A 23,040-nucleotide genomic window follows, 5' to 3' on the forward strand; every position below is an offset into this window, starting at 1 on the left:
CCGCTGACGCCGCCGCGTAATCGGGCGAGCGCAACCGCGACGATCGTCGACCGACGAAGCCTCCATGAGCAAACCGATCCTGTACCTCCTCGCCGGCAACGGCAGCGCGGCCGACTGGTGGGACGATGCGCTGCCCCACTTCCACCGCTACCAACCCGTGCCGCTGGAACTGCCGGGCTTCGGCGACAATCCCGCGCCGCCGTGCGAAGACCTCGCCGCCTACGCGCAAGCGCTGCTGGACGCGACCGAACCGGGCCACGCGATCATGGCGGTCGGCGTGAATGCACTGCTGGTGCTGCACGCGTTGCAGCGGTGCCCCCGCCACTTCAGCCGCAGCGTGCTGCTCGCGCCCGTCGGTGCGTTCCTGTGGGAACGGCGTTTGCCGAAACTGATGGCGCCGAAGCCGCTGCGCAAAGCGATCCACTGGCTGCTCTCGCGCTACCCGACGCTGTTCGCACGCAAGTTCTCGAACCAGACCTGGACACACGCGCAGTACCGCCGCATGGGCGCCGGTTATGCGCGCTGCCGTGCGTTCCTGCCGCATTGGGATCTCGTGCGCGCCGATACCGCGCTGCCGCTGCTCGAGTGGATCACCGATCGCATCGAACTCGTGTGGGGTGACCAGGACAACGTGCTCGGCGTGCGCCAGGCCGCCGCGTGGTCGGCGATCCTCGCGCGCGCCGACCTCACCGTCACGCTGCAGGCCGGCTGGGGACACTATCCGTGGATCGATGCGCCGGCAACCTTCGCGCAGTGGCTCGAAGCAGGCGACACGGGTTTCGTCGCGCACACGAAAGGCGGACGCCTGGCGCTGGCAACGATGGCCGGTCTGCCCGTACCGCCCGCGCTGTCGCTCACCCGAGCCGACGACCCGCGCCTGCCCGGCTTTCTCGCGAGCCAGCCCGATGCCGAGTGGGCAGTCCGGTCGTCGAGTCATGGCGAAGACCAGGCCGATGCGGCCAATGCCGGCCTGCACACGACGTTCCTGCGCGTGCCGGCGTCGCAGGCGGCCGCGCGCGTGGCCGCGCTGCTCGACGGCGGACTCGAGGAAGCGGTCGTGCAGCGCTTCGTCGCGCCCGTGCTGTCGGGCATCGCGTTCGTGCGACATCTCGCGGTCGAAGTCGAATGGGTGCAGGGCCACCTCGAAACGCTCGCCGACGGGCAGGCGAGCCCGCAGCGCGCGATCCTGTCGCGGCTCGGCGAGCCATGGCAGAGCGGCACGTTCCCGACCGCGCACGGCTTGAACGCGACGCAACTGTGGACCTTCCTGCAACGCGTGCTGCGCGCGTTCCATTACGTGCCGGGCGATGTCGAATGGGCATGGGACGGCACGCGGCTGTGGCTGCTGCAGTACCGGCCGATCAGCAGCTACGGCTGGCACCGGCACCTGACCTCGGCCAACATCGCCGAGATCCTGCCGCCGCAGCCGAGCCGGCTGGTCGAGTATGCGCAGCGCCGCGCGGCCGGCAGCATCCCGGCCATCATGGCGCGCTGGGATGCACGCGTGCTGCGGGACAACGAACCGTTCACCGCGCTCCATGGCGGCGCGTCGTACATCAACAACGACCTGTTCCTGGCGCGCCTGGCCGACTGGGGCGTATCGGCCGGCAACTACAGCGGCGAGATCGGCGGCGCGACGCCGCCGCTGCGCTGGCGACCGCTGCGCCTGCTGCAATCGCTGCCGGTGTTCTGGCGCATGCTGCGCGTCGCGCGCACGCACCTGCCGACGCTCGAGCACGGCTTGCGGCGCTTCGACCGGGAACTCGCGACGCTCGTCGAGCAGCGCGCCGACGGCCGGCAACTGGCCGACTGGTTCACGCGCTTCTACGTGTTCGTCGTGCAGGGCAACCTGTGCATCGCGGCATCGCTCGCCAGCAGCGGCGGCGCACTGTGGGGGCGCCCGCCGACCGTGTACGGCCAGCTCGACGACAGCCCGCACCGGCTGCCGTGGGAAACCGATCCGGGCACGGCGCGGCCGGCGGCCACGGACCTGCCGCTGCAGGCGTTTCCCGACTGGCCGCTGCCGGTTCGCGTGCTCCATACGCTCGGCGCGCCGGGCATGCGCGGCTGGTATCTGCAAGTGCGCGAGTGGTATCGCGACAACCTGATGCGCGTGTTCTTCCGCCTGCATCATGCGATGCCGGCCGCCGATCGCGACGCGTGGTTCGCGCCGCATCCCGAGCGCCGCGAACGCAACGGCAGCTTCTGGCAGGACGGCAGCGAAGGCGCCGATGAGGCGACCGGCTTCATGATCTATCCCGGCCACACGCAGGGCGTGCTCGGCCGCGACATCCTGCTGGAAGACACGCTCGACCCGGGCCGGCACGCGCAGTACCAGGCCGCGCGCGCCGTGATCGCGCGCATGGGTGGCCGGCTGTCGCACGGCGCGACGCTGCTGCGCGAGCTGCGCAAGCCGTCGGCCGTGCTGCCGCGCGTCGACGCGGCATGGGTCGGGCGCGAAGTGCGGCTCAGCGACGGCCGGCTGACGCTGGTCGAATCGCTGGTCGAATAAGCGCGGCGCGCCGCCTGCCGGCGTGTCGAAGGGGCCGGCGCCGGATGCACTGGAACAGGCGATTGCGGGGATGGACGCGCTGTCGCGGAACGGGCTGCGCCATCCGTTCGCGCAGTACGGCATCCAGCAGGACGTGCGCGCGGGAATGGAAGTCAGCGATCCGAAGACGACGTGACCCGTCGCGGCCGACGGGGCCGGAATCGGCACTCAGCGCTGCGGCGTGCGGACTTTCCCGTCGACCTTCAATATGCGCCTGTCGTGCGCGGCCTCGTATTCGACCGTCTGCGCGGGTGTGACGGCGCCGTACGACCGGCCGTTCACATAGACGGTGCCGTCCCGCAGTTCGACCCGGTCGCCGTCGACCGTCGCGGTCGCCCGTTCGCCCTGCAGCACCGCGCCCGAGCAACCGGCGGTCGAAAAGCTGCGGACCGACGTGCCCGACATCGGGGCGTTCCCGTCCTGATCCGCCGCATGCGCCGCGCTGCAGGGTGGCGCATCCATGCTGCCGGCAGCGTGGAGCGGTCCGGCGCCGATGCCGGATCCGGCAAGCAACGCAATCGTCATCGGCAACAGCTTGTTCATGGTGGTCTCCGTGGTCGGTGGACCTGGATCGACGACGATGCATCATGTCCGGATGATGGCCCGCGATCGCGCAACCGGATCGACGACGATGCATCATGTCCGGATGATGGCCCGCGATCGCGCAACCGGATCGACGATCGGTCGGCACTCCTGCCCGCAGGTCGACTCGATACACCCAGTATGCGTCCACGTCACCGCACTGCGCCACCCGCGCCGCGACCATTCACCGCCAAAAACTGCCGACTCGTTCGGGCCCCTTGATCGACCTCAACGCCGCTCCCCCGACGGCGACCAAAGGGGGCCGCCGCTTCGCCGAAAATCCGCCTTGATCAAGTTGCGACCCGCAACTATTATCGATTGCGACACGCAACCTTTTCGGGCAGACCATGGATCTCATCGACGCTCCCGCCAAGCCTCGCGAAGCGACCATCCTCGAGCTTCGCGACTTCTCCCGCAAACTGGTTCGCGAGCTCGGCTTCATGCGCGCGACGCTGGCCGACAGCGACTGGGCGCCTTCGGCCGTTCACGCGATCCTCGAGATCGGGATGGCGCCCGGCATCAACGCCCGGGATCTCGGCAACATCCTGCGCCTGGACAAATCGAACACGAGCCGGCAACTCGCGCGGCTCGAAGCCGCCGGGATCGTGGAGCGCCGCGTGTCGAGCGAGGATGCGCGCGCGACCGAGCTGACCCTCACCGCCGAAGGGAAAAAGCTCCGCAAAAAAATCGACCAGTTCGCGACGGACCAGGTATCGAATGCGCTGCGGCGCATGATTCCGGCCGACCAGCAGGCGCTGCTGCGTTCGCTCGCGCTGTATGCCGATGCGCTCGCGCAGGACAACGCCGCCAAGTCGCCCGCCGCGGCACCCGACGCACCGCAGATCCGCGAAGGCTACCAGCCGGGCTGCATCGGCGATATCGCGAGCCTGCACGCGCGCTTCTATTCGGAGCACTGGGGATTCGGCGCCTTTTTCGAAAAACGCGTGGCGACCGAGCTTGCCGAGTTCGCGGGCGCGCTGCCGGCCGACGGCAAGGCGCTCTGGCTCTGCCAGGAGGACGGGCGGACGCTCGCGTCGCTCGCGATCGACGGCAACCCGGCGACCGGCGTCGCGCATCTGCGATGGTTCATCGTGAACGACGCGTTGCGCGGATCGGGCATCGGGCGCCAGCTGATGACGCAAGCCATGCGCTTCGTCGACGAGCAGCGCTTTCGCGAAACCTGCCTGTGGACGTTCAAGGGCCTCGATTCCGCGCGCCATCTATACGAGTCGTTCGGCTTTACGCTGACCGGCGAGTCCGCGGGCACGCAATGGGGAACCGAGGTGGTCGAGCAACGTTTCAGCCGGCCGGGACCGTCCGGCTGCTGAGGTTCAACCGGGATCGACAGCCTGTCGATCGACGGCGTCGTCCGGCGCACCAACATTTCGCGGCGCACGCTGTCCCGGTATCTCGGCGGACACGTTCGCGCCCGATTCATCGCCGCGCGGCGGCGCAGGTCGCAAGCCGTCGAAGCCGAACGCATGAACTATCGCAGCGCCTGCGCCACCTGCACCTGCTCCGGCGCAAACGCGTCTTCCACGAAGCGGATCACGTCGTCGAGCGACGACGTGCATGCGGCGCCGGCAGCCAGCTCCCGAAACGCGCCATCCGGCCCGAAGCAGACAAGCGGCTTGCCCCAGCGCCGCGCGAGCGAAATCTCCTCGGCCGTGCCGTGCCCGCCCGGCAGCGCGACGATCAGGTCGCTGCTCAGCACGTTCACATAGGCGGATCGGCCTGCGTCGGCAGGATGCCGATCGAACGCCCGGCCCGCCCCGGCACGCCGGCGAACGCGCGCGCGACCGCCAGCATCACGCCCTGCCCGCCGCCCGTCAGCAGGTTGAAGCCGGCCTGCGCGAGCCACGCGCCGAGCGGTTCCGAAAACACGAGCCACGGTTCCTTGCCCGAGCCCATCACGCCGATCGTTTTATTCCTTGGTTGCATCGTGGTTTCCGGTGATGTCGTTGCGGTGTGTGCGATCGCATCGGGTTCCGACCGCAAGCGGGCCCGCGCCCGCCGCGCTCATTCGAGCTCGACGCCCTTGAGTTCGGGAATCAGGAACAGCGTCGCGACCATGTCGAGCACATAAAGGCCGGCGAGCAACGCGATGGCCGTCTGGAACGAGTAGTGCGCGGCCAGTGCGCCGACCGCGACCGGCCCGAAGCCCCCGACCGCGCGGCCGATATTCCACAGCACGTTCTGCGCGGTCGCGCGTGCGGCCGTCGGATAGCCTTCGGACATCAGCGTCCCGTAGCCGCCGACCATCCCGTTGACGAACATCCCCATCAGCGCGCCGGCCCACAGCATCGCCGTCGGGTCCGACAGCCGCGCATACGCGATGACCGTCGCGACCGAGCCGAGCTGGTACAGCAGGAACGTCGGCTTGCGCCCGATCCGGTCGGCCAGTTGCCCGAACACCCAGACGCCGATCATCATCCCGACGACGGTTGCCGCCGTCCACAGCCCCGACTTCGTCAGCGAGAAGCCCATCTGCTTCGACAGGAAGGTCGGCAGCCAGATCATGATCCCGTAGTAGCCGAAGTTCTGGACCGAACACAGGATCACGATGCCGAGGCTCGTGCGCGCGGTGCGGCCGTTGGCGACGAGCATGCGGAACGCGTTGGACTTCGGCTGCGCCGCGCGCTGCACGAACGCTTCCGGCTCGTGCAGCTTGTTGCGCATGACCCACGCGAGCAGCGCGGGCAGCACGCCGACCACGAACATGCCGCGCCAGCCGATGTGGAGCAGCAGGAACGGCGTCAGCAGCGCGGCCAGCAGCACGCCGGCCTGCCAGCCGAGCGCGACGTAGCACGACACGCGTGCGCGCTTGCTCGCCGGCCATGCTTCGGCCGCGAGCGCCATGCCGATCCCGAACTCGCCGCCCAGCCCGATGCCCGCGATGGTGCGGTAGACGAGCAGATCCGAGAAGCCGCGCGCGAACGCGCACAGGCCGGTAAAGACCGCGAACAGCAGGATCGTCCAGGTCAGCACGCGCACGCGCCCGTAGCGGTCGCTCAGCGCGCCGAACACGATGCCGCCCGCGACCGCGCCGATCAGCGTCCACGTGACCAGCGCGCCGCCCTGCCCGGGCGTCAGTTGCAGCGCCGCCGTGATCGCGGGCAGCATGAAGCCGAGGATCAGCAGGTCGAAGCCGTCCATCGCATAGCCGATCGCCGACCCGGCCAGCGCTTTCCACGCGTAAGGGCCGACCTGCTCCGCGCGCGGGGCCGACGAGCCGTCGAGCGCCGGGGATTTGATGTTTGCCGCCATGGTGTCCTGCCACGAAAGTCCGGCGACATTCTAAGGCCTGTGCCCGCGCATGATGGGCCGGCGAACGTGCCGATGCGCGGCGGTGCGCGGCGGTGCGGGCGCGCGTCCCCCCCGCTCCCATCCGTCATGCGCGCATGGTCGGCGACGCTTCAGGATGCGCCGCGCGCCCGCTTTCCGGGACGGAGAGCGGGAGTCGGCGGGCAATGAACGGGAAAGCGGCGATCCGGTGTCGGCGGCAAGGCCGGCGATGTCGCGATCAGGCCGGACACCGAACGAAAGACATTGTGCTGGCCGGGTGGTGCCGGCCGGCCCGCGCGCGCGAACCGGACGGCGCCGCGGCGGGCTTCAGCCCTGATCGTCCCCGGGCCACCAGGTCTTGGCCTCGCGGTCGACGACGAGCATGTCGAGATCCTTGCCTTCGAGCCATTTCGGCCGCGGGCCGCGGCCCGACCACGAGCGGCCGGTCGTCGGATCGTAGTACTTGGCGGGCGCCTTGCGTTTTCGCTGGACGATATAGCCGAGCGCGCTCAGCACTTCCTGCTGCGTGATTCCCAAAAGCTCGACCTGTTCCTTGAAGGCCGCGAGCGCGGCCTGCTTCTCCTTCTGTTTCGCGTCCGACAGCTTGATGTTCAGGTCCCGAAGTTGTGCTTCGAGTTCCTGCAGGGCCTGGGTCATGTATTCATCCTCTTTGGGCATGTTTTTGCAAAAAACTCCGATGCGCGAACCTACCACGAAGTTCCGCCGATCGGTGCTGTCATATAGGCGAATCGTTTGCCTGAGCCGGCGTGGTTTGCGCGACGCGCACGAAACGACGTCGCGCGTCAAAAACAGACCGGGCCGGGCCGGCAACGCGCGGCACGCCGCATGCGAACGTACGGCGAACGGCTGCGGCAAGTTATGCACCGCACCTGACACCGGCGCGGCATGGCGCGAATGATAGCAGTGCGCGGCATCGCGTTGCAGGAGTTGCGGCCCGGAGCCCCAACGACGCGACGTTTGCCGGCCGAAGCCGACGCTGTCGACGGCCCACGCGATCCGGTCGAACAGCGCGCGCAGCTTCGCGCCGCGTTCAGCGCGGCCGCATGCGCGACGCGTCCGGCAAGATGCGCGCGGAAATCCGGGTGCACGTCGCGATTCTGCGACGTTGTGCAGTCAAGCACAAAGTGTCCTGCAAATAGCGCATGACGTGTCCGTCAGGCCAGGTCTGCCGGCGGTTTGTCCTTGATGCGAAAAAGCATGATTTGGCCAAACGTCTCGAAATAATGCACAAGATGACCAAAAGAATATTTGATTTAAAATCAATCGCCTATATTCTCAGCCTCCGGCAAATCCACTGGCTCCCACACGGGTCGAACAAAGTTTGTGAGATTTCGGTACCTCGAAGCCCGTAAATCGGGGCAACGATCATCCCGGGCAGCCGGCTTCGCCTACGAACTCCCCCGTACGATTTCCTCACTCCCACGACGCACGGATCCGCGTCCCGGCTGCCTGGACAGAACTTCGATGGTTTCCACGATTGACCGGGGCTTAAAACCCGTCACAAGACTACCTCGTACTTCAAGAGGTGCCGCGTGTCTTGAGATTCAAGAGGCAACTCCATTGGACGCGTGCGAATGTCAGCTTGCGTGGCCCAGCAAGAGGGAGGAACACCCAACCATTGCAGGTCGGGGCGAACTGGGTCCGCGAGCGCATGACCCGACGGACGTGTAGCGCTTCATGCGACCGGGTCGCTTACCGTGTCGGCGGGATACGAAGCAGCGCGGGCTGCGTGAGTACCTCTGGCTTGAGGATCTCGTCGAGTTGCTGCCCGATACGACCGCCGAACATCCATACGCTTGTCGTGTATGTCGCTTTGGTCAGCGAGACCGACCGGGTCAGCCTGCTGATCGGGTAACCGGCCGCTCCGCTGCCGCGGTCGCCAGGGCAACGCATTGCCGTGCAAGAACATCGGTCGGATCGACAAGACTGACGCGTGTGCCTGTCCTTCCCACGAAACTACCCTGCGGCAATAAAAGCGGCAGTTCGGTACATCCCAGTACGATGACTTCGACACCTTCCGCAATGAGCCCGTCAATGGCAGCGGAGATATCGTCGAGGCAACGTCCGGTGGTAAACCCCGCTTTCACCCCTGCCGTGCCGTAGATCGCTTCCATCACCCGGGCCTGCAATTCCGCTCCAGGCACGATTTGCCGCAACCCTTCCGATTCCAGGGCTTTCTCGTAGACGCCGCTTGCGATCGTCCCCGAGGTAGCCAGCACGCCAACGGAGGAAATCAGCGGAAACATCGCCCGGAGATGGCGAACCGTAACGGTCAGCATATTGACGATCGGGATGCCCAGATACGGTTGAATGCGTTCGACAAATGCATGGGCGGTATTACACGGAATGGCGATGATGTCCACGTCGCCCGACTCGAGCTTCTTGCAGGTCGCGTAAAGCGAAATGGTCGGGTCGGGACCGTCACCGATCAGGTTTTCCGTGCGGTCGGGAATCTGCGGATTCTGTTCGATCAGAAGCCTGATATGGTCCTGGTCGCGATTGGCCGGCGTGTTGCGTACGATCTTCTGCATGAAGTCCACCGTCGCCGCGGGGCCGACGCCACCAACTACGCCGACTTTGAAAACGGATTCGGGCAAACCGTAATTGCCCGCTATCACGTACTGCGCATACGCAAGATTCGAGTCGATCAGCGGTACGCGAAACGGGCCCATTTCCTCTGCCACGAGCGCAATTTCCGTCAGGCCTGGCACGATGATATTTGCGCCTTGCTCGACGAGGTCCTCGCACGCCTCGCGCAGCAGCGCGACAGGCCGGCCACACAGGTTGCCGCTCTTGATCCCGTCGGCGCCGTAGACAGCTTCGGTGATGAGATCGATACCGTCGCGTGGGCGAGGGTAAATAACCTCGAATTCCGGCGCCGCGAAATACTTTTCAAAGAGCCCTTTTCGACGGGAGTAGTCCGAGGTCAACACGCCGATTCGCCGGGCGGCCGGAAACTTCCTTCGAACATGGCTGCGAACGGCTTCCACCATATCGACGATCTGCAAGGGCGAGTTGGCCTTCAGCTCGTCGATGAACGTATGACTGATGAAGCACGGGAGTACCACGGTCGTCACGCCCCGCTTCTCGAAGCCGCGGATCATGTCGAAAATGTATAGCTTCCGTTGGGTCGTCGCTTCACCACCACTGGCCGACCCTCGAAAGGGATGCTGCTCGAAAATGACGTCGACGTGCTCCGCATCGCTCGATGCAGGCGTCGATTTGACGAGCTTGAAAAAGACATCCGCGCTAGCCAGTGGACCCAGGCCGCCCACCACGCCGAATTTTCTCCCGCTCAGCACGTTTGCGCCGATCATTTCGTTTCGCCCTGCAATTGGGCCAAGGCAACGCTGTTCGCTCCATCTTCCTGCGTGGCGAGCCGCTTCAACTCCCACTTGGCAATGACGGCCGTCGAGATACTGTTACCGATCACGTTCGTGGCGGTTCGCCCCATATCGAGAATCTGATCGATGGCGAGAATCAGCACCACGCCGGACGGCGGCAGATGAAACATCGGTGCAACTGCGGCGACCACCACCACGGAACCTCTTGCGACACCGGCCATTCCCTTGCTGCTCAACATCAGGACGAGCAACATCATGATTTGCGTTCCGACCGGCATGTCGATGCCGAATGCCTGCGCAATGAAAATCGCGGCAAACGCCTGGTACATCATCGACCCGTCGAGATTGAACGCGTAGCCGAGCGGCAACGTAAAGCCGACGACCTTCTTGTCGATACCGAACGCTTCAAGCTTCTCGGTCAGACGCGGATAAGCGGCCTCGCTGCTCGCGGTCGAAAAGGCGAGCATCGCGGGTTCACGGACAGCTCTCAGCAACTTCCAGATCGATTTTCCCAGGAAGACATAACCGACGACGATGAGGGCAATCCAAAGCAGGACCAGACCGAGATAGAAGCTGCCGACGAGCTTGCCGTACGTGGTCAGCACATCCAGGCCGTTCACCGTGATCGCGGATGCCAGGGCGCCGAATACACCCACGGGTGCGAGCCGCATCACATAGTCGGTCAGCTTCAACATTGCAGGGACGAGCGCATCGATGCCGGCGATCAACGGTGTGACCCGCGGGTCCTTTTTGATCGCACTCAGAACGACGCCAAACAGCACGGAAAAGACGAGGATTTGCAGGATGTCATTTCGCGCCATCGCATCGATGATGCTGGAAGGAAACGCATGCGTGACGAAGTCCTTGAAGTTCAGACCCGCGGTGTTGAGACCGGTTGCCACATCGGCACTGGTCTGCGTCATATGCAGCCCCGCGCCGGGCTGCAGCGCATTCGCAAGGACAAGGCCAAGCGCGAGCGAGAAAAGCGACGCGCACACGAACCATCCCACCGACCTGAACCCGATTCTGCGCACGTCGCTCGTCCCTTCCATGCCGGCGAGCCCGGATACCAGCGTGGCGAAGACGAGCGGCGCGATGATCATCTTCACAAGGCGCAGGAAGATATCCGTGATAATCGAGAAGTACCCTGCGATTGCCTTGGCTTCTGCAGCACCGGCGGCATTCCGATGGCACACGTAACCGACGGCGACGCCGAGCACCATGCCAGCCAGAATATAGAAAGTTAAGCGATTTTTCATTTCCATCAGTCCGAGGAGTGCGCACCAAGGTCTGACGTGACCACGGTATGCTGGCAGGAGGCAAAAATGTCGCTAGCGGGGCGACGTTTCTGTGTATGGGACGGATGATAGAGATGATCGAAAAAGGCTCGATGCGGGTCCTGCATGGGGATATGCGAACGTCACATAACGCGGGATAACCCCTAATCGGAGGCTGGCGACGCGGCACGAAGATGGCGCCAGAGCGTGTCTAGAAACTCATTACGATTCGATGCATCGCGGTAGACACGAAGTTCGATTTCGAGGTTCCATGCGTCCCGGCCCGCTGGAACCAGTTCGCTCGCGCCGAGCTCGTCGACAATCGAGCTTTTCGGAAGCCACGCGACTCCTTCACCTTCCAGGACCAGTTTCTTGACGACCTCCGCCATGTCGGACTCGTAATGCACCCGCAAGGCCGGGCTCGTGTCGACTCGACTCAAAAGGAGTGCGAGGCAGCGGCCGAAATAGCTGGTTTCCGTATACGAAATCAACGGCAATGCATGGGCCACCGTTCCAGGCAACCGGAACGCAGGCCCACCACGCGGGTTTGGCCGGCAGACAGGCATCAGTAAGTCGACGCCCACGGCGAGATGCTCGTACCTGGTCGGGTCGAGATGGAGGGGAAGCTCCGGGTGATGATAGGCAAACATCAGTTCACAGTTGCCGTTCACGAGCATCAGGATCGAGTCGTGGACATTGGTGGGTATCACCCGGGCACGTACCTCCCCGAAACGCGCAGTGAGCGCTTTCAACCAGCCGGGCAAGAAACCTAGCGCGATCGTATGACCCGCCGCAATCCGCAAGCCTTTGCCCGCCATGCGCTGGTCATTGCGAATGATGGCTCGCGTATCGAACAGCTTTCCCAGTATGTCTACCGCTGCCTCCCGAAACAGTTGTCCGGCAGGCGTCAGGGTTGGAGGGAAGCTGCTGCGGTCGATGAGATCCGCGCCAACCCACTGCTCGAGCGACTGAATGCGCCTGCTGAACCCCGACTGGGTGACGTTCCGAAATTGCGCCGCCCGCGAGAAGCTCTGATACTGCGAGAGGGCAATGAAGTCCTCAATCCACTTGATTTCCATTTCTGGTCCTGTAACAAGGCGGCATCTTCTGCGAGATCGATTCTACGCCCGGCCCCTTTCCCGATAACGTCGCGGGAAGCGGATGTCATCAGGCCGTGCAAGACCGGTGCGCTCCAGCTTTCAATGCGTTCAGGCTCCGTTCAACTTTGCGACGCCCGGCTGAAAGGTGCGGGTGACGACGTGCGGGCCGCTGCCGTCTTGGACTGGATAGTCCCGGTAGTCTGAAAATGCGTAGTTCAACAGGCTGGCGGCGCCCGCTATCCGCGCACCGGCCGTTGGCGCACCCAGGAGCACAGCAAAGACTCGCCTGGTCATAGGGGGTGACGTCTGCTTTCTTTTCGCGGTTGCGACGATGCAGTAGCCGGCCGCCTCGGTATGACCCGTCTTCATGCCGTCGACCGACGGGTCCTTTCCAAGCAGCCAGTTTTTGTTTCGCTTCTCGAACTTGCCGAATGCGAAATGCTGCTCCGACGAGAATGCGTAGTACTCCGGGAAGTCCTTGGTGAGGCGCAAGGCCAACGTGGAAAGGTCACGAGCGGTCGAGTAATTTCCCGGCGTCGTAACGCCCGACGGCGTCGAGTAATGGGTATGTTTCATTCCTAGCTGCCGTGCGGTTTCGTTCATGAGCTGCTTGAATCCAGCTAGCGAGCCTCCGACGCGCTCGGCCAGGACAAGTGCGGCATCGTTGGCAGAGGCGGCAATCAGACCGCGGACGAGCGCTTTGACCGGCACCCGTTGCCCCGGTACCAGATACATTCTGGCCTCGTCGTTTCCGACTTCACCGATGTCCGCGGCGTCCACCCGCACTTTCTCGTCCCAGCGCACGGTTCCACGCTTCAACGCGCCGAGTACGATGTACGCTGTCATGAGTTTGGTGAGCGATGCCGGCTGACGCTCGGCGTCCGCGTTATGCTCCACCAGCATCTGAGCGGATTCGCCGTCAACTACCATCCATGACACGGCCTGGACGTCAGACGGTGGCTGCGCGGCCGCACCTCCGGCTGTCACGCATGAAGCGATTACCGCCGTGACGAGAAGGCATCGAAAAAGAGAATTGGAAAACCGGAACGTCAAGTTTGAAACCTGCGTGAAGACATTGTTGGTCTTGCAAACGACGTTTTCCGCGGCAACTACGCGGCAAGTCACGTTGCATGGACAGGGCCGCTCATCTTAGACGCGTGAAGAGCATGGCTCCATGCCGCTTTCGCATGACGTCATGCTGAATCAGCAAACTCAAGACTTTGGATCACTAAGCGATAGCGGGTCGAACTGTCGTCAATCGACGAGCCCAGACACCTTCGACAAGATGGCCGACAAGGCGTGATGTGGCCCATCGAGCAACAAGACATAACCTGTCCGGGTGCCTGCTTCAGGCTTGACGGAACAACGTGCCGTTTGCCGGCCGAAGCCGATCCCTGCCCGAGCGCCTTACCGGCAGACGCCGTCCGCATCCCATCCGATCCGGTCGAACAGCGCGCGCAGCTTCGCGCCGCGCGCCGCGTTCAGCGCGGCCGCATGCGCGACGCGTCCGGCGAGATGCGCGCGGAAATCCGGATGCGCGTCGCGGTTCTGCGACGCCGGTCCGCTCCGGATGCAGTTGGTCAGGATGGCCTTCAGGAGATCGAACTCGTCGCGCGCCAGATTCGGATGTCGATTGACGACCACGCCGGCCAGCTGCTGCCGCGTGCCGCGCCGCATCACGCGGGTCTTGCGCAGGTGCAGCGCGAAGCCCTCCTCGAGCGCGATCGCGGCAACCCTGACCTGCAAGCGCTCGACTTCGCGCGCGAGCGCGCCGCCGCCCGAAAACGCGAGATCGTCGGCATAGCGCGTGTAGGTCGCATCGAGCGAACGCGCGAGCGCGGCGAGCCGCATGTCGAACCGGAATGCGCCCAGGTTCGCCAGCGCCGGCGACGTCGGCGCGCCCTGCGGCAGATGCCGGTTGCGGTAGCGCTGACGGCCGATCCAGTCGAGCCGGTCGCGCAGGTCCGGCGCGAGCAGCCGCGCCGACGGCACGCGGTTGGTGCACAGCCCGGTAAGCGTACGCGCGACTTCGGCCGGATACCCGAGCGTGACGAACAGCGCATGGACCCGCGCGGCGCGCACCGACACGAAGAAATCCGCGAGATCGAAACGGACGACCACGTCGCGATCCGCGTGCGGCGCCGCAAACGACACGATCCCGTGCCCCTTGCGAAAGCCGTGTACCGCGCCGTGCGGCGCAATGCGATCGAGCAGCCCGTGCAGGAGGCGGCGCTGCGCTTCGCGCAGCCGTCCCTTCGGGATCTCGACCACGCGGCACCCGCCGCTGCGCTTGTCGATCGCAACATACGTGTAGTGATGCAGCGGCGTCGTGCCGCCGCGTGCGTCGACGCGCCAGTGGTCGGACAACCAGTCGAGTTCCGGCACGCTCACGCCGAGCCAGCCGGCGAGATCGCCGGGCGTCGCCCATTGCGGCACGTCGCAGCCGGCAAGCGGCGCCGGCAACGGCCGCTGGACCGGCGGCCGCCGCACGACGCGGATCACGGCCGGGCGGTCGTCGCCGTACCACGCGCGCACGAATCCTGGCGCATCGGCCAGGTCCGCCGCAAGCGCATCGATGTCGGCGTCGGCCCACTTCGAGCCGAAGCGCGCGAGCGCGGCATCCGCGGCTTCGTGCGTCCACGGCGGCGCAGCGCCGAGCACGGCCGTCATGCGGGCGATGACGCCAGCGCGTTCGGGCGATCCGGCCAGCATCGCCTCGGCAATCGTGCGAACGGTATCGAACAGGGATGCGTACATGGAAATCGATGGGCGGGACGATGAGCCAACGTGACTGGTGCTGCGAGAGCCGCCGTTGCGCAACGCGCAACGTCCGCTCTTGCGACGCATCGGGGTATCGAGCTCATCCACGGGGTAGCCCCGTAGTCCTGGAACATCGGCTGCCTGTTCCGGGCGTGTGCTTGACCCACCGGCCCGCGTCGGGACTTTAAAGGCCGGGAAGGCGGGATGTCAAACCGGGCGGGCAGACCCGCGCCGCCGCTGCGCCCGCGAATTCGACGAAGTCTTCGAGCCATTTCAGTTGCATGGCTCGGCTCCTGGGCGCGCGGCGAGATGCTGCGCAGTGGTTGCGATTCGCCCTTGGGGCGAATCGGCAGGCCAGCGTCGGGCGTGCGCCGCAAGCCTCGGATGGCGCCCGATCCTACGGCACCTGCGGCGCATCGCGCAGCACCGTGCGCAACGCGGTATCGAACGGCGTCGCGTAATCGATCCCGAGTTCGCGCACGCGCGACGCGTCCAGATGGCAGTCGTACGGGCGCGGCGTCGCATCGGTCGGCTTGTCGATCGGCGCGAGCGATGCGTCGATGCCGAGCGCTGCCGCGATCCGCTGCGCGATGTCGTACTTCGTCATCGGCTCCTCGCCCGACCAATGACGGATACCCGTGATGGACGCGCCCGCGAGATGACGCAGCGTCAGGTCGCGGATGACTTGCGCGACGTCCGGCGTGTAGGTCGGATAGCGGATCGCCCATGCATCCATGCCGACCGCGTCGGCACCCGGGCGCGCGGAAGCGACGATCGCGGGGACGAGGCTCGTGACGGCCGATTCGCTCCAGTCGGCGACCGGGCCGTAAAGCAACGGCAGGCGCAGCACGCACGACAGCGGCGATGCGGCGACGAGCGCAGCTTCGCCTTCCAGCTTCGTGCGGCCGTAGATGTTCAGCGGGTTCGGCGTGGCGTCTTCACGGTACGGGGCCGCCTTGCCGTCGAATACGTAGTCGGTGGAGATGCCCAGCGTCCATGCGCCATATCGCGCGGCGAGCGCGCCGATGCGGGCCGGCGCTGTGACGTTGATGGCGCGCGCGGCGGCCGGGTCGCGTTCGCAGACGTCGGGGCGGCGTTCGGCTGCACAGAGGATGACGGCGGCCGGTTTGCGGGTTTCGAACAGGTGTTCGAGGGCCGGCTGGTCGAGCGCGTCGAGTCGGGCGATGTTTTCCGGGGGCAGCGCGAGAAGTTTTGCGCCTGCGCTTTGCGGGTTCCTGATGGTCGCGAGCAGCGTCAGCGACGATTCGCGGGCCAGCGACGCGGCAACCGCGCGGCCGAGCAGACCGGAGGCGCCGATGACGAGGATGGTCGGGAGTTCGGTCGACGAAGTTGGGCTTGGCATGGGCGGCGATTCGGGTGACGTAGGGAGGCGCGAGGTCGCGTTCGGCGTTCGAGCTGTGATCGTCCGGAGGATAGCGGAAAAGGTGCGCAACCGATCAACGACAAACGACCCTCGAACCGTACCATGCGGAATCGCCACCCGGCGCACGCAAGCTCCGGAGCCACCGGCGATTCGCCCGCCACCCAAAAGACAAAGCCCGGCACACTTGCGCGCACCGGGCCTGGCATACTGCACTGAAACTTCGCGCCGCTTTACTTCCGGTCGAGCGAATACCGCCCCGGGCCGGTCAGCGCGAGCAACAGCAACCCGCCGATGATGCTGACGTTCTTGTAGAAGTTGATCATCGCCATGTACTGGTCCATGCCCTGCAGCGCCCAGTAGCGATGGCCGATCAGCGCGGTCGCGAGCGTATAGGCGGCGAACACCAGCGCGAGCGGACGCGTATAGAAGCCGATCGCGATCAGCAGGCCGCCGGCCAGTTCGACCGCCACCGCGATCACGGCCGCCAGTTCCGGCGCCGGGTTCCCCGTCGACGCCATGTACGCGACCGTGCCCGAGAAGCCGTTCAGCTTCTGCCAGCCGAACAGCACGAACAGGATCATCAGCAGCACGCGAGCCGCCAGCAGCAGCTCGTCCTTCTTCGACTCCAGCGAAACGTAACGCATAGCAAACACCCTTGAATTGACGGTTTGAGGCATCCGGCGCCGACGCGCGCCGAATCGGCACGCCAGGTCGGCAACGGACCACTCCTCGCGCAATCGGACAGCGGACCGGCCGGCCCGCCGCCGCAGAATCCTTCCGGTTGCGCCGTTCCTGGCGCGCTCCGGATCGGTTCTGGCGAAGCACGGGTGCAGTCTACTGTCTCACCGGGAATCATCAATCCTCCATGAAGCGATTCGCTGTCTCACTTAAGTAGACAATCGGACGCAACAAGACCGTTACACCGCGGATGACGGGGCAGCGCAAACGACTTTCGGCCCCGCGCAAATCGCTCCGTTTTTGTGTTTCCAGATCAGGAAAACCGTTACTCTTCTTCCTGGCCGCCTTATTCAATTGATATTGTTGGCGCCAATTGACACATGCCGGTCACAACAACTCGTCTCGACAGTTAATTGGCGACACGTTCTACGCGTGCTTCATTCGCCATTGATTCTGCGTAGCAATTCGATCGTCTTTACAGTCAGCCAGTGATCTTTTTTCGATCAAAGACACACGGACCTGGAATGCAAATTGGTAACCGAAAACGTTTCACGTACGCGTGGCCCGACATCTCATGTAGCGTGATATCGCCTACCTGACAAGGTTTGCGACTCGATACTGACCAAGCATGACGCCTGCTCCACGCAGCCGCTCCGCCTGACGGATAGCGGCATGAACGAAAAATTCCCCATCAAACATTCACGCTTTCAGCAATTTTTAAACTCCAGAAAACATTCCTCAATAAATACAATAAAAATCATGCGCTTACGATGAAAAATAGCAAACCGCCATCGCGCATTCACTCGCCATCTTCCACCTACAATTTTCTCAACAAACATTACAAAAAATTACCAATTAATGCCGGTTTAAATATACGATGGCGCACCGATTCGTTCTTACGTTTCCCCAACGCCTCCCGTGAACCCCGGCATGCGTCGCACGGGAGGCCGCATGCAGGCGAATCGCGACGAGGCCGCCCGGATCACCGCGAGCGGACTCGACAGCCGTTCGTCGCAGGATCGCCTTTCAACCGGAGCCCACCCATGCCAACGAACACGCCCGTGCATAGCGGCGCGAACGCAAACAGCCTGATGCAACAGGCGGCGCAATCGATCATCAACGGCTCGACCGGCAATCCGTCGATGGACGTCGGCACGCTGGTCAAGACGCTGGTGAACGCGAAGACGGCCGGCCGTGCCGCGACGCTTGCCGCGTCGCAAGCGACCGGCAGCACGCGGATTTCCGCATTCGGCGCACTGTCTTCGGCGCTGGGCGCGCTCCAGGCGGGCCTCGCATCGCTGACGAACGGCGGGCTGCAGTCGACGTTCAACGCCGTCGCGAGCGGCAAGGGCCTGACCGCGACGGCGGGTGCGGGCGCGGTCGCCGGCACCTACACGGTCGGCGTCACGCAGATCGCGACCGCGCAGGCGCTGTCGTCGGCCGGTTTCAACGGGACCAAGGCACTCGGTACCGGCACGCTGACGCTGTCGCTCGGCAGCCAGTCGTTCAAGGTCGAGGTCGGCAGCACGCACAACACGCTGTCGGGCATCGCGGCCGCGATCAATGCGGCGTCGAACAACCCGGGGATCAGCGCGACGGTCATCAACGGCACCGACGGCGCGCACCTCGTGCTCGCATCGTCGAAGACGGGCGCGGCGAACGCGATCAGCGTCGCGGTCGGCAACGTGGCCAACGACAACGGGCTGTCGAGCCTCGGCGTCACGTCGACGGCCGACACGGCCGGCGGCGCGTCGAAGATCGAATCGGCGAACAGCGCGGCCGCGTGGCGGCAAAGCGCGGTCGCACAGGATGCGAGGTTCACGATCAACGGGATCGCGTCGACCAGCGCGAGCAACGCGGTGTCGGGTGTGCTGACGGGCATCACGCTGAACCTGTCGGCGGCCGCGGTCAGCGCGACCGATACGCAGACGCTGACGGTCAGCACCGACACGAAATCGCAGGCGGCGACGATCACGAATTTCGTGAGCCTGTACAACACCGTCGTCAAGACGATGGGCGCGCTGACGAGCTACACGGAAGGCGCGAGCGCACAAGGCGCGCTGATCGGCGATTCGACGCTGAACACGATCCGCAACTCGCTCGCATCGAGCGTCGCGCGCGGCGTCGACAGCGGCGGCACCGGGAAGGGCGGCGGGCACGCGAGCCTGCTGTCGATCGGCATCAAGCTCGAGCGGGACGGCACGCTGAGCGTCGACAGCGCGAAGCTCGGCGACACGCTGTCCGCCAACCCGGCGGCGGTCGCGCGCCTGTTCAACCCGACGAACGGGATCGGCACGCGCCTGACCGAGCAGATCACGCAATTTACGAAGAAGAACGGAATGATCGACGTGCGCACGACCGCACTGAACGCCGATCTGAAGCGCATCACGCAGCAGCAGTCCGATCTGTCCGACTACGCTGCGCAATTGACCAAGCAGTATCAAGCGCAGTTCACGGCACTCAACACGCTGATGGCCAAGATGAACTCGAACTCGCAGTACCTGACGCGATTGTTCGGCGGCGCAAACAGCAGCGGCACGCTGGCGAAAAGATGAACGGCCGGGCCCCGCGGTGACCGCTTCGGCGGTTCCCGCGCAATGGTTCGAGCGGGTCGAGCCGTCAGCCGAGCCCCTCGACGCGGTCGGCGAACAAATCGATCGCACGCGACACCTGACGCCCGAAATAGCCCGGCCGTTCGCGCTCGTATGCGCGCAGCAACGTCGTGCATTCGCGCTCGGCCCAGCGCCAGACCGGGCCCTGCTTCGCGAATACGGGATGATCGTGCAACTCCGCCGGCACCGCGTGCTCGTCCTCCCAGCCCCAGAAATACGCCTGGTACGCGCGGGCGAACGGCATCCCCAGATTGTTCGCGACGGTCTCGTCGTGGCGCAGCGTGAAGTCGACGATCTCCTTGCGCACGCGGCCGCCGACGTCGTCGTGGCGCGCTTCGATCCAGCAGTGATACCGCGCGAGGTGCGACAGATGCCGCGCGGTGCGGCGCCGCTCGCGTGTCGTGCACAGCGCGTACAGGTTGCCGCCGCCGAAATCCATCACTTCGCCGCCCGCGAACGGCCGGTAAGCCTTGCCGGTCAGCAGCGTCAGCACCTGCGCGCCGACGATCGCGTAGTCGGCGCACCGCATGTAGCCGCTGCGCGTCGTCGCTTCCGATACGCTCCGATGGACGACCTCGTCGATCACGGCGTGCAGCATGGCATCTACCGGCGCCGCCAGGATCGGTGGCTGGCTAGTCGTCGTCACTGGTTGCATCGGAAACGAATACGAATTCAACGGTTCATCGGTAAAAAACGCTCCGAGGCATAATATTACGAACCGTTACAAGAACCGATAGACGGATTGAGCAGATTTGTATGCTTTTGTCGTGCGGTGACGGAGCGTGCCGGACAGGTCACCGGACGCCACCGAAGCAGTACGCAGCGCAGGAGTCGGACGCGCGTCGGCGCCGCGCTCGTGGAGCGCGGGCGGTTCGATTTTGTGATGCGGTGGATGAAGGCCGGACGGCGTGTCCGCGGTGTGCCGCCGTTCATGAGAACGGGCATCGTGCCCGTCCCGGCCGGCTACCGCAGTGGTGTGGTCGCGGCAGGCGGCATTGCCGCCACCGATGTAATCGGGAATCCCGATGGTTTCCGTTGCGTTGCGCACCCGGCACGAACGCGGCGCCGGGCTCATACCATCCGGGACGTTGCAGGTGCGCCGTCAGCACTGCACGGCGCGCCGCATCCGCTATTGCGCGGCGATCCGCCGGCGGAAATGCTCGGTACCGGCCACGATCTTGTCGAGTACCGCGTCGAGCGCCCAGAATCGTTCGCGCACGTCGTAGTCGATCGCGCGGCATTTGATCGACCCGAAGGTGCCGATCCGCTGATGGTAGATCTTCGCGAGCGCCGGGTAGCCCAGCGCTTCCGACACCGCCGACACGACCAGGAACGTCGAAAGCTCGTCGGCCAGCGCCGGGTTCGCGTCTCCTTGCGTGCGCAACCACCGGTAGAGATCCGGATGGAAGTTGGTGAACACGCCGTTGAAGCCCGCGGACCCCGCCTTCATCGCGTCCCACGCAATCGCGGCGTTCGCGTTCAGGATCTTCAGCGGCGATCCCGCGGCGAGCGCGACCCGCCGCTTCACCGTCTCGAGGTCGCAGCTCACGTCCTTGAGCATCACGAACCGGCCCGTGTCGATGCACGCGCGCAGTTCGTCATCCGAAAGAAGCCGCCGGTAAGGCGCCGGACACTCATACAGGCCGAGCGGCAGATCCGACGGCAGTCGCGCGAGCAGCCTGTGAAGATGGTCGAGCAGCGCGGCGCTGCCCTTGCGCTGCGGATCGAGCCGGTTGGTCACGAGCACGACGCCCTGCGCACCCGATTCGGCCGCCGCGCACAGTTCGGCGACCTGCGCGTCGAGATCGTCGCTGACGTGCCCCGATGCGACGACGGGCACGCGCCCGGCCACCCGATCGACCACGAAGCGCGCCAGTTCCGCGCGTTCGGCAAGACTCAGGAACTGCATCTCGCTCGATTGCGCGACCGCGAACAACGCATCCGCGCCGTGCGCCAGATACCATTCGATGAGCCGCTCGAGCCCCGCGTAGTCGATCGCGCCGGCATCGTCGAACGGCGTCAGCATCACCGGTACGATCCCCTCGATGGTCACGTTCGCTTGCTGCTGGTGTTGCATCTGTTTCTCCTTCCTTCAGTGAATGCGTGTACAAGCTGCGTGTTCAGGCCGGCAACGGTCCGTGCGCGGCATTCGCCGCCTGCTCGGGAATCGGCTTGCGCACCAGCAGCAGGTAAGCCATCGCACCGGCGAACGCGATCGCCGCGGCGGTCAGCAGCGCAGGCACGAACGACCACTTCTGCGCAATGATGCCCGTCAGGATCGGCGCAAGCGCGCCGCCGATGAAACCGCCGAAATTCTGGATCGCGCCGAGCGATGCGACACGGCTCGGCGGCGCGGCCGCCGTCGCGAGCGCCCACGACGAGGCCGACGCCGCATTGGCGAGGAAGATCACGACCGAAATGCATGCGAGCGCGACCGCGTTGCTCTGCACGAGCGCGGCCGGGATCGTGAACGCGACCATCCCGAGCATCGCGACCACCACCGCATTGCGCCGGCTCACGACCGGCGAACGGCTGCGACGCGTGACCACGTCCGACAGCCAGCCGGCGACCAGCGAGCCGACGAACCCGCACAGGAACGGCACCGACGCGGCAAACCCGGTGCGGATCAGGCTCATGTGCCGCTCCATCGTCAGGTACCCGGGCAGCCAGGTCAGGTAGACCCAGTTCAGATACACGGAACCGAAAAAGCCGATCAGCATCCCCCAGGTCGTGCCGTGCGAGAACAGGCTGCGCCATTCGCCGAAAGTCAGTTTCGGCGCCGCGACGACGCTCTGCGCATCGGCATCGAGATAGCTGCGCTCGTCCACGGTCAGTTGCGCGCGCACCGGATCGCGGTACAGCGCAAACCAGACGACGGCGACGACAAGACCCGCTGCGCCCGTCGCAATGAACGCCCAGCGCCAGTCGAACGATGCGACGAGGATCGACAGCAGCAACGGCGCGAGCGCGGTGCCGAGTGGCGACGCGGCGTTGAAGATCCCGGTCGGCGTGCCGCGCGCACGCAGCGGAAACCAGTTGCTCACCACCCGCGCGGCCGACGGGAACTGCGGCGCCTCGCCGATGCCGAGCACGATGCGCGCGACGATGAACCAGCCGAAGGTGGACACGATGCCGCCGGCCGCCTGCGCGAACGACCAGACGATCAGCCCGATGCCGAGCAGCCGGCGCGGACCGATGCGGTCGACGAGCCCGCCGACCGGAAACTGGCACAGCGCATAGCTCCACGAGAACGCCGACAGCAGCAGCCCCATCTGCGCGAGCGACAAGCCGAGATCGCCCCGGATCGCCGAGCTCGCGACAGCCAGCGTGCCGCGATCGAGATAATTGACGATCCCGCTCGCCATCAACAGCGCGAGCGCGATGCGTTGCCCGCGCCGGATACGCGGCGGCGCGTGCGGAACAGTCTGGTTTTCGCTCATTACGTT

Annotated in this window: 17 protein-coding genes and 2 pseudogenes; 3 read left to right on the top strand and 16 right to left on the bottom strand. The window is 65.3% G+C overall.

The annotated features are described in order from the left end of the window. The first annotated feature begins 64 nt into the window (after positions 1–64). Positions 65–2,512, top strand: coding sequence for a PEP-utilizing enzyme (locus BT264_RS21195; protein ID WP_072440429.1), 2,448 nt, complete (start codon positions 65–67; stop codon positions 2,510–2,512). 207 nt (positions 2,513–2,719) lie between these two features. Here the strand turns inward: BT264_RS21195 and BT264_RS21200 are convergent, their stop codons facing one another. Then, positions 2,720–3,094, bottom strand: a complete 375-nt coding sequence (locus tag BT264_RS21200) for a S26 family signal peptidase (RefSeq protein WP_072440427.1) — start codon at positions 3,092–3,094, stop codon at positions 2,720–2,722. A gap of 386 nt (positions 3,095–3,480) precedes the next feature. Between BT264_RS21200 and BT264_RS21205 the strand changes: the two genes are divergently transcribed. Continuing rightward, a complete protein-coding gene (locus BT264_RS21205; RefSeq protein ID WP_072440425.1) occupies positions 3,481–4,461 on the top strand; it encodes a bifunctional helix-turn-helix transcriptional regulator/GNAT family N-acetyltransferase in 981 nt (326 codons plus the stop codon). A 158-nt stretch (positions 4,462–4,619) separates the two neighbouring features. On the opposite strand, the pseudogene BT264_RS21210 reads toward BT264_RS21205, so the two are convergent. The 11 genes and pseudogenes from BT264_RS21210 to BT264_RS21255 all read right to left on the bottom strand — a co-directional run bounded on the left by BT264_RS21210 (position 4,620) and on the right by BT264_RS21255 (position 16,948). After that, positions 4,620–5,074: pseudogene (locus BT264_RS21210) on the bottom strand (DNA-binding protein). Positions 5,075–5,152: 78 nt separating this feature from the next. Beyond that, positions 5,153–6,400 carry an MFS transporter gene (locus BT264_RS21215; RefSeq protein WP_072440423.1) on the bottom strand — a complete coding sequence of 416 codons (1,248 nt, stop codon included), beginning with the start codon at positions 6,398–6,400 and terminating at the stop codon, positions 5,153–5,155. 345 nt (positions 6,401–6,745) lie between these two features. Then, positions 6,746–7,075, bottom strand: a complete 330-nt coding sequence (locus tag BT264_RS21220; RefSeq protein WP_072440422.1) for an H-NS histone family protein — start codon at positions 7,073–7,075, stop codon at positions 6,746–6,748. A 327-nt stretch (positions 7,076–7,402) separates the two neighbouring features. Then, positions 7,403–7,542: pseudogene (locus BT264_RS40540) on the bottom strand (RNA-directed DNA polymerase); the annotation flags it as partial. A gap of 732 nt (positions 7,543–8,274) precedes the next feature. Beyond that, positions 8,275–9,756 (bottom strand): cysteate racemase, encoded by a 1,482-nt coding sequence (locus tag BT264_RS21225; protein ID WP_072440420.1) that lies wholly within the window; start codon positions 9,754–9,756, stop codon positions 8,275–8,277. Continuing rightward, positions 9,753–11,042, bottom strand: coding sequence for a dicarboxylate/amino acid:cation symporter (locus tag BT264_RS21230; RefSeq protein ID WP_072440650.1), 1,290 nt, complete (start codon positions 11,040–11,042; stop codon positions 9,753–9,755). Before BT264_RS21230 ends, BT264_RS21225 begins: the two co-directional genes overlap by 4 nt. 182 nt (positions 11,043–11,224) lie before the next feature. Further along, entirely contained in the window at positions 11,225–12,139 is a 915-nt protein-coding gene (locus BT264_RS21235) for a LysR substrate-binding domain-containing protein (protein WP_072440418.1), read from the bottom strand. Positions 12,140–12,268: 129 nt separating this feature from the next. Further along, positions 12,269–13,213, bottom strand: a complete 945-nt coding sequence (locus tag BT264_RS21240) for a D-alanyl-D-alanine carboxypeptidase family protein (protein WP_083534146.1) — start codon at positions 13,211–13,213, stop codon at positions 12,269–12,271. 354 nt (positions 13,214–13,567) lie between these two features. Further along, a complete protein-coding gene (locus BT264_RS21245) occupies positions 13,568–14,917 on the bottom strand; it encodes a reverse transcriptase family protein (RefSeq protein WP_072440416.1) in 1,350 nt (449 codons plus the stop codon). A 400-nt stretch (positions 14,918–15,317) separates the two neighbouring features. Beyond that, on the bottom strand, positions 15,318–16,283 hold the full coding sequence (locus BT264_RS21250) for a dTDP-4-dehydrorhamnose reductase family protein (protein WP_072440414.1): 966 nt from the start codon (positions 16,281–16,283) through the stop codon (positions 15,318–15,320). Positions 16,284–16,534: 251 nt separating this feature from the next. Beyond that, positions 16,535–16,948, bottom strand: a complete 414-nt coding sequence (locus BT264_RS21255; RefSeq protein WP_034182511.1) for a DoxX family protein — start codon at positions 16,946–16,948, stop codon at positions 16,535–16,537. 1,077 nt (positions 16,949–18,025) lie between these two features. Here BT264_RS21255 and fliD point away from each other — a divergent pair. Next, positions 18,026–19,537: a flagellar filament capping protein FliD gene (fliD, locus tag BT264_RS21260; RefSeq protein WP_072440412.1), complete on the top strand. Its 1,512-nt coding sequence runs from the start codon at positions 18,026–18,028 to the stop codon at positions 19,535–19,537. A 64-nt stretch (positions 19,538–19,601) separates the two neighbouring features. Here the strand turns inward: fliD and BT264_RS21265 are convergent, their stop codons facing one another. The 4 genes from BT264_RS21265 to BT264_RS21275 form a co-directional block, all read right to left on the bottom strand. Next, complete coding sequence (locus BT264_RS21265) at positions 19,602–20,249, bottom strand: hypothetical protein (RefSeq protein ID WP_072440647.1); 648 nt, start codon at positions 20,247–20,249, stop codon at positions 19,602–19,604. A 66-nt stretch (positions 20,250–20,315) separates the two neighbouring features. Further along, positions 20,316–20,669, bottom strand: coding sequence for a hypothetical protein (locus BT264_RS39620; protein WP_218173353.1), 354 nt, complete (start codon positions 20,667–20,669; stop codon positions 20,316–20,318). Between the two features lie 54 nt (positions 20,670–20,723). Then, entirely contained in the window at positions 20,724–21,671 is a 948-nt protein-coding gene (locus tag BT264_RS21270; RefSeq protein WP_072440410.1) for a dihydrodipicolinate synthase family protein, read from the bottom strand. A gap of 43 nt (positions 21,672–21,714) precedes the next feature. Continuing rightward, the gene (locus BT264_RS21275) at positions 21,715–23,034 is read right to left on the bottom strand and encodes an MFS transporter (RefSeq protein WP_072440408.1); all 1,320 of its coding nucleotides are present in this window, start codon (positions 23,032–23,034) and stop codon (positions 21,715–21,717) included. Positions 23,035–23,040 lie beyond the last annotated feature (6 nt).

The sequence above is a fragment of the Burkholderia sp. NFPP32 genome (assembly GCF_900119325.1).
GTDB lineage: Bacteria > Pseudomonadota > Gammaproteobacteria > Burkholderiales > Burkholderiaceae > Burkholderia > Burkholderia pyrrocinia_C.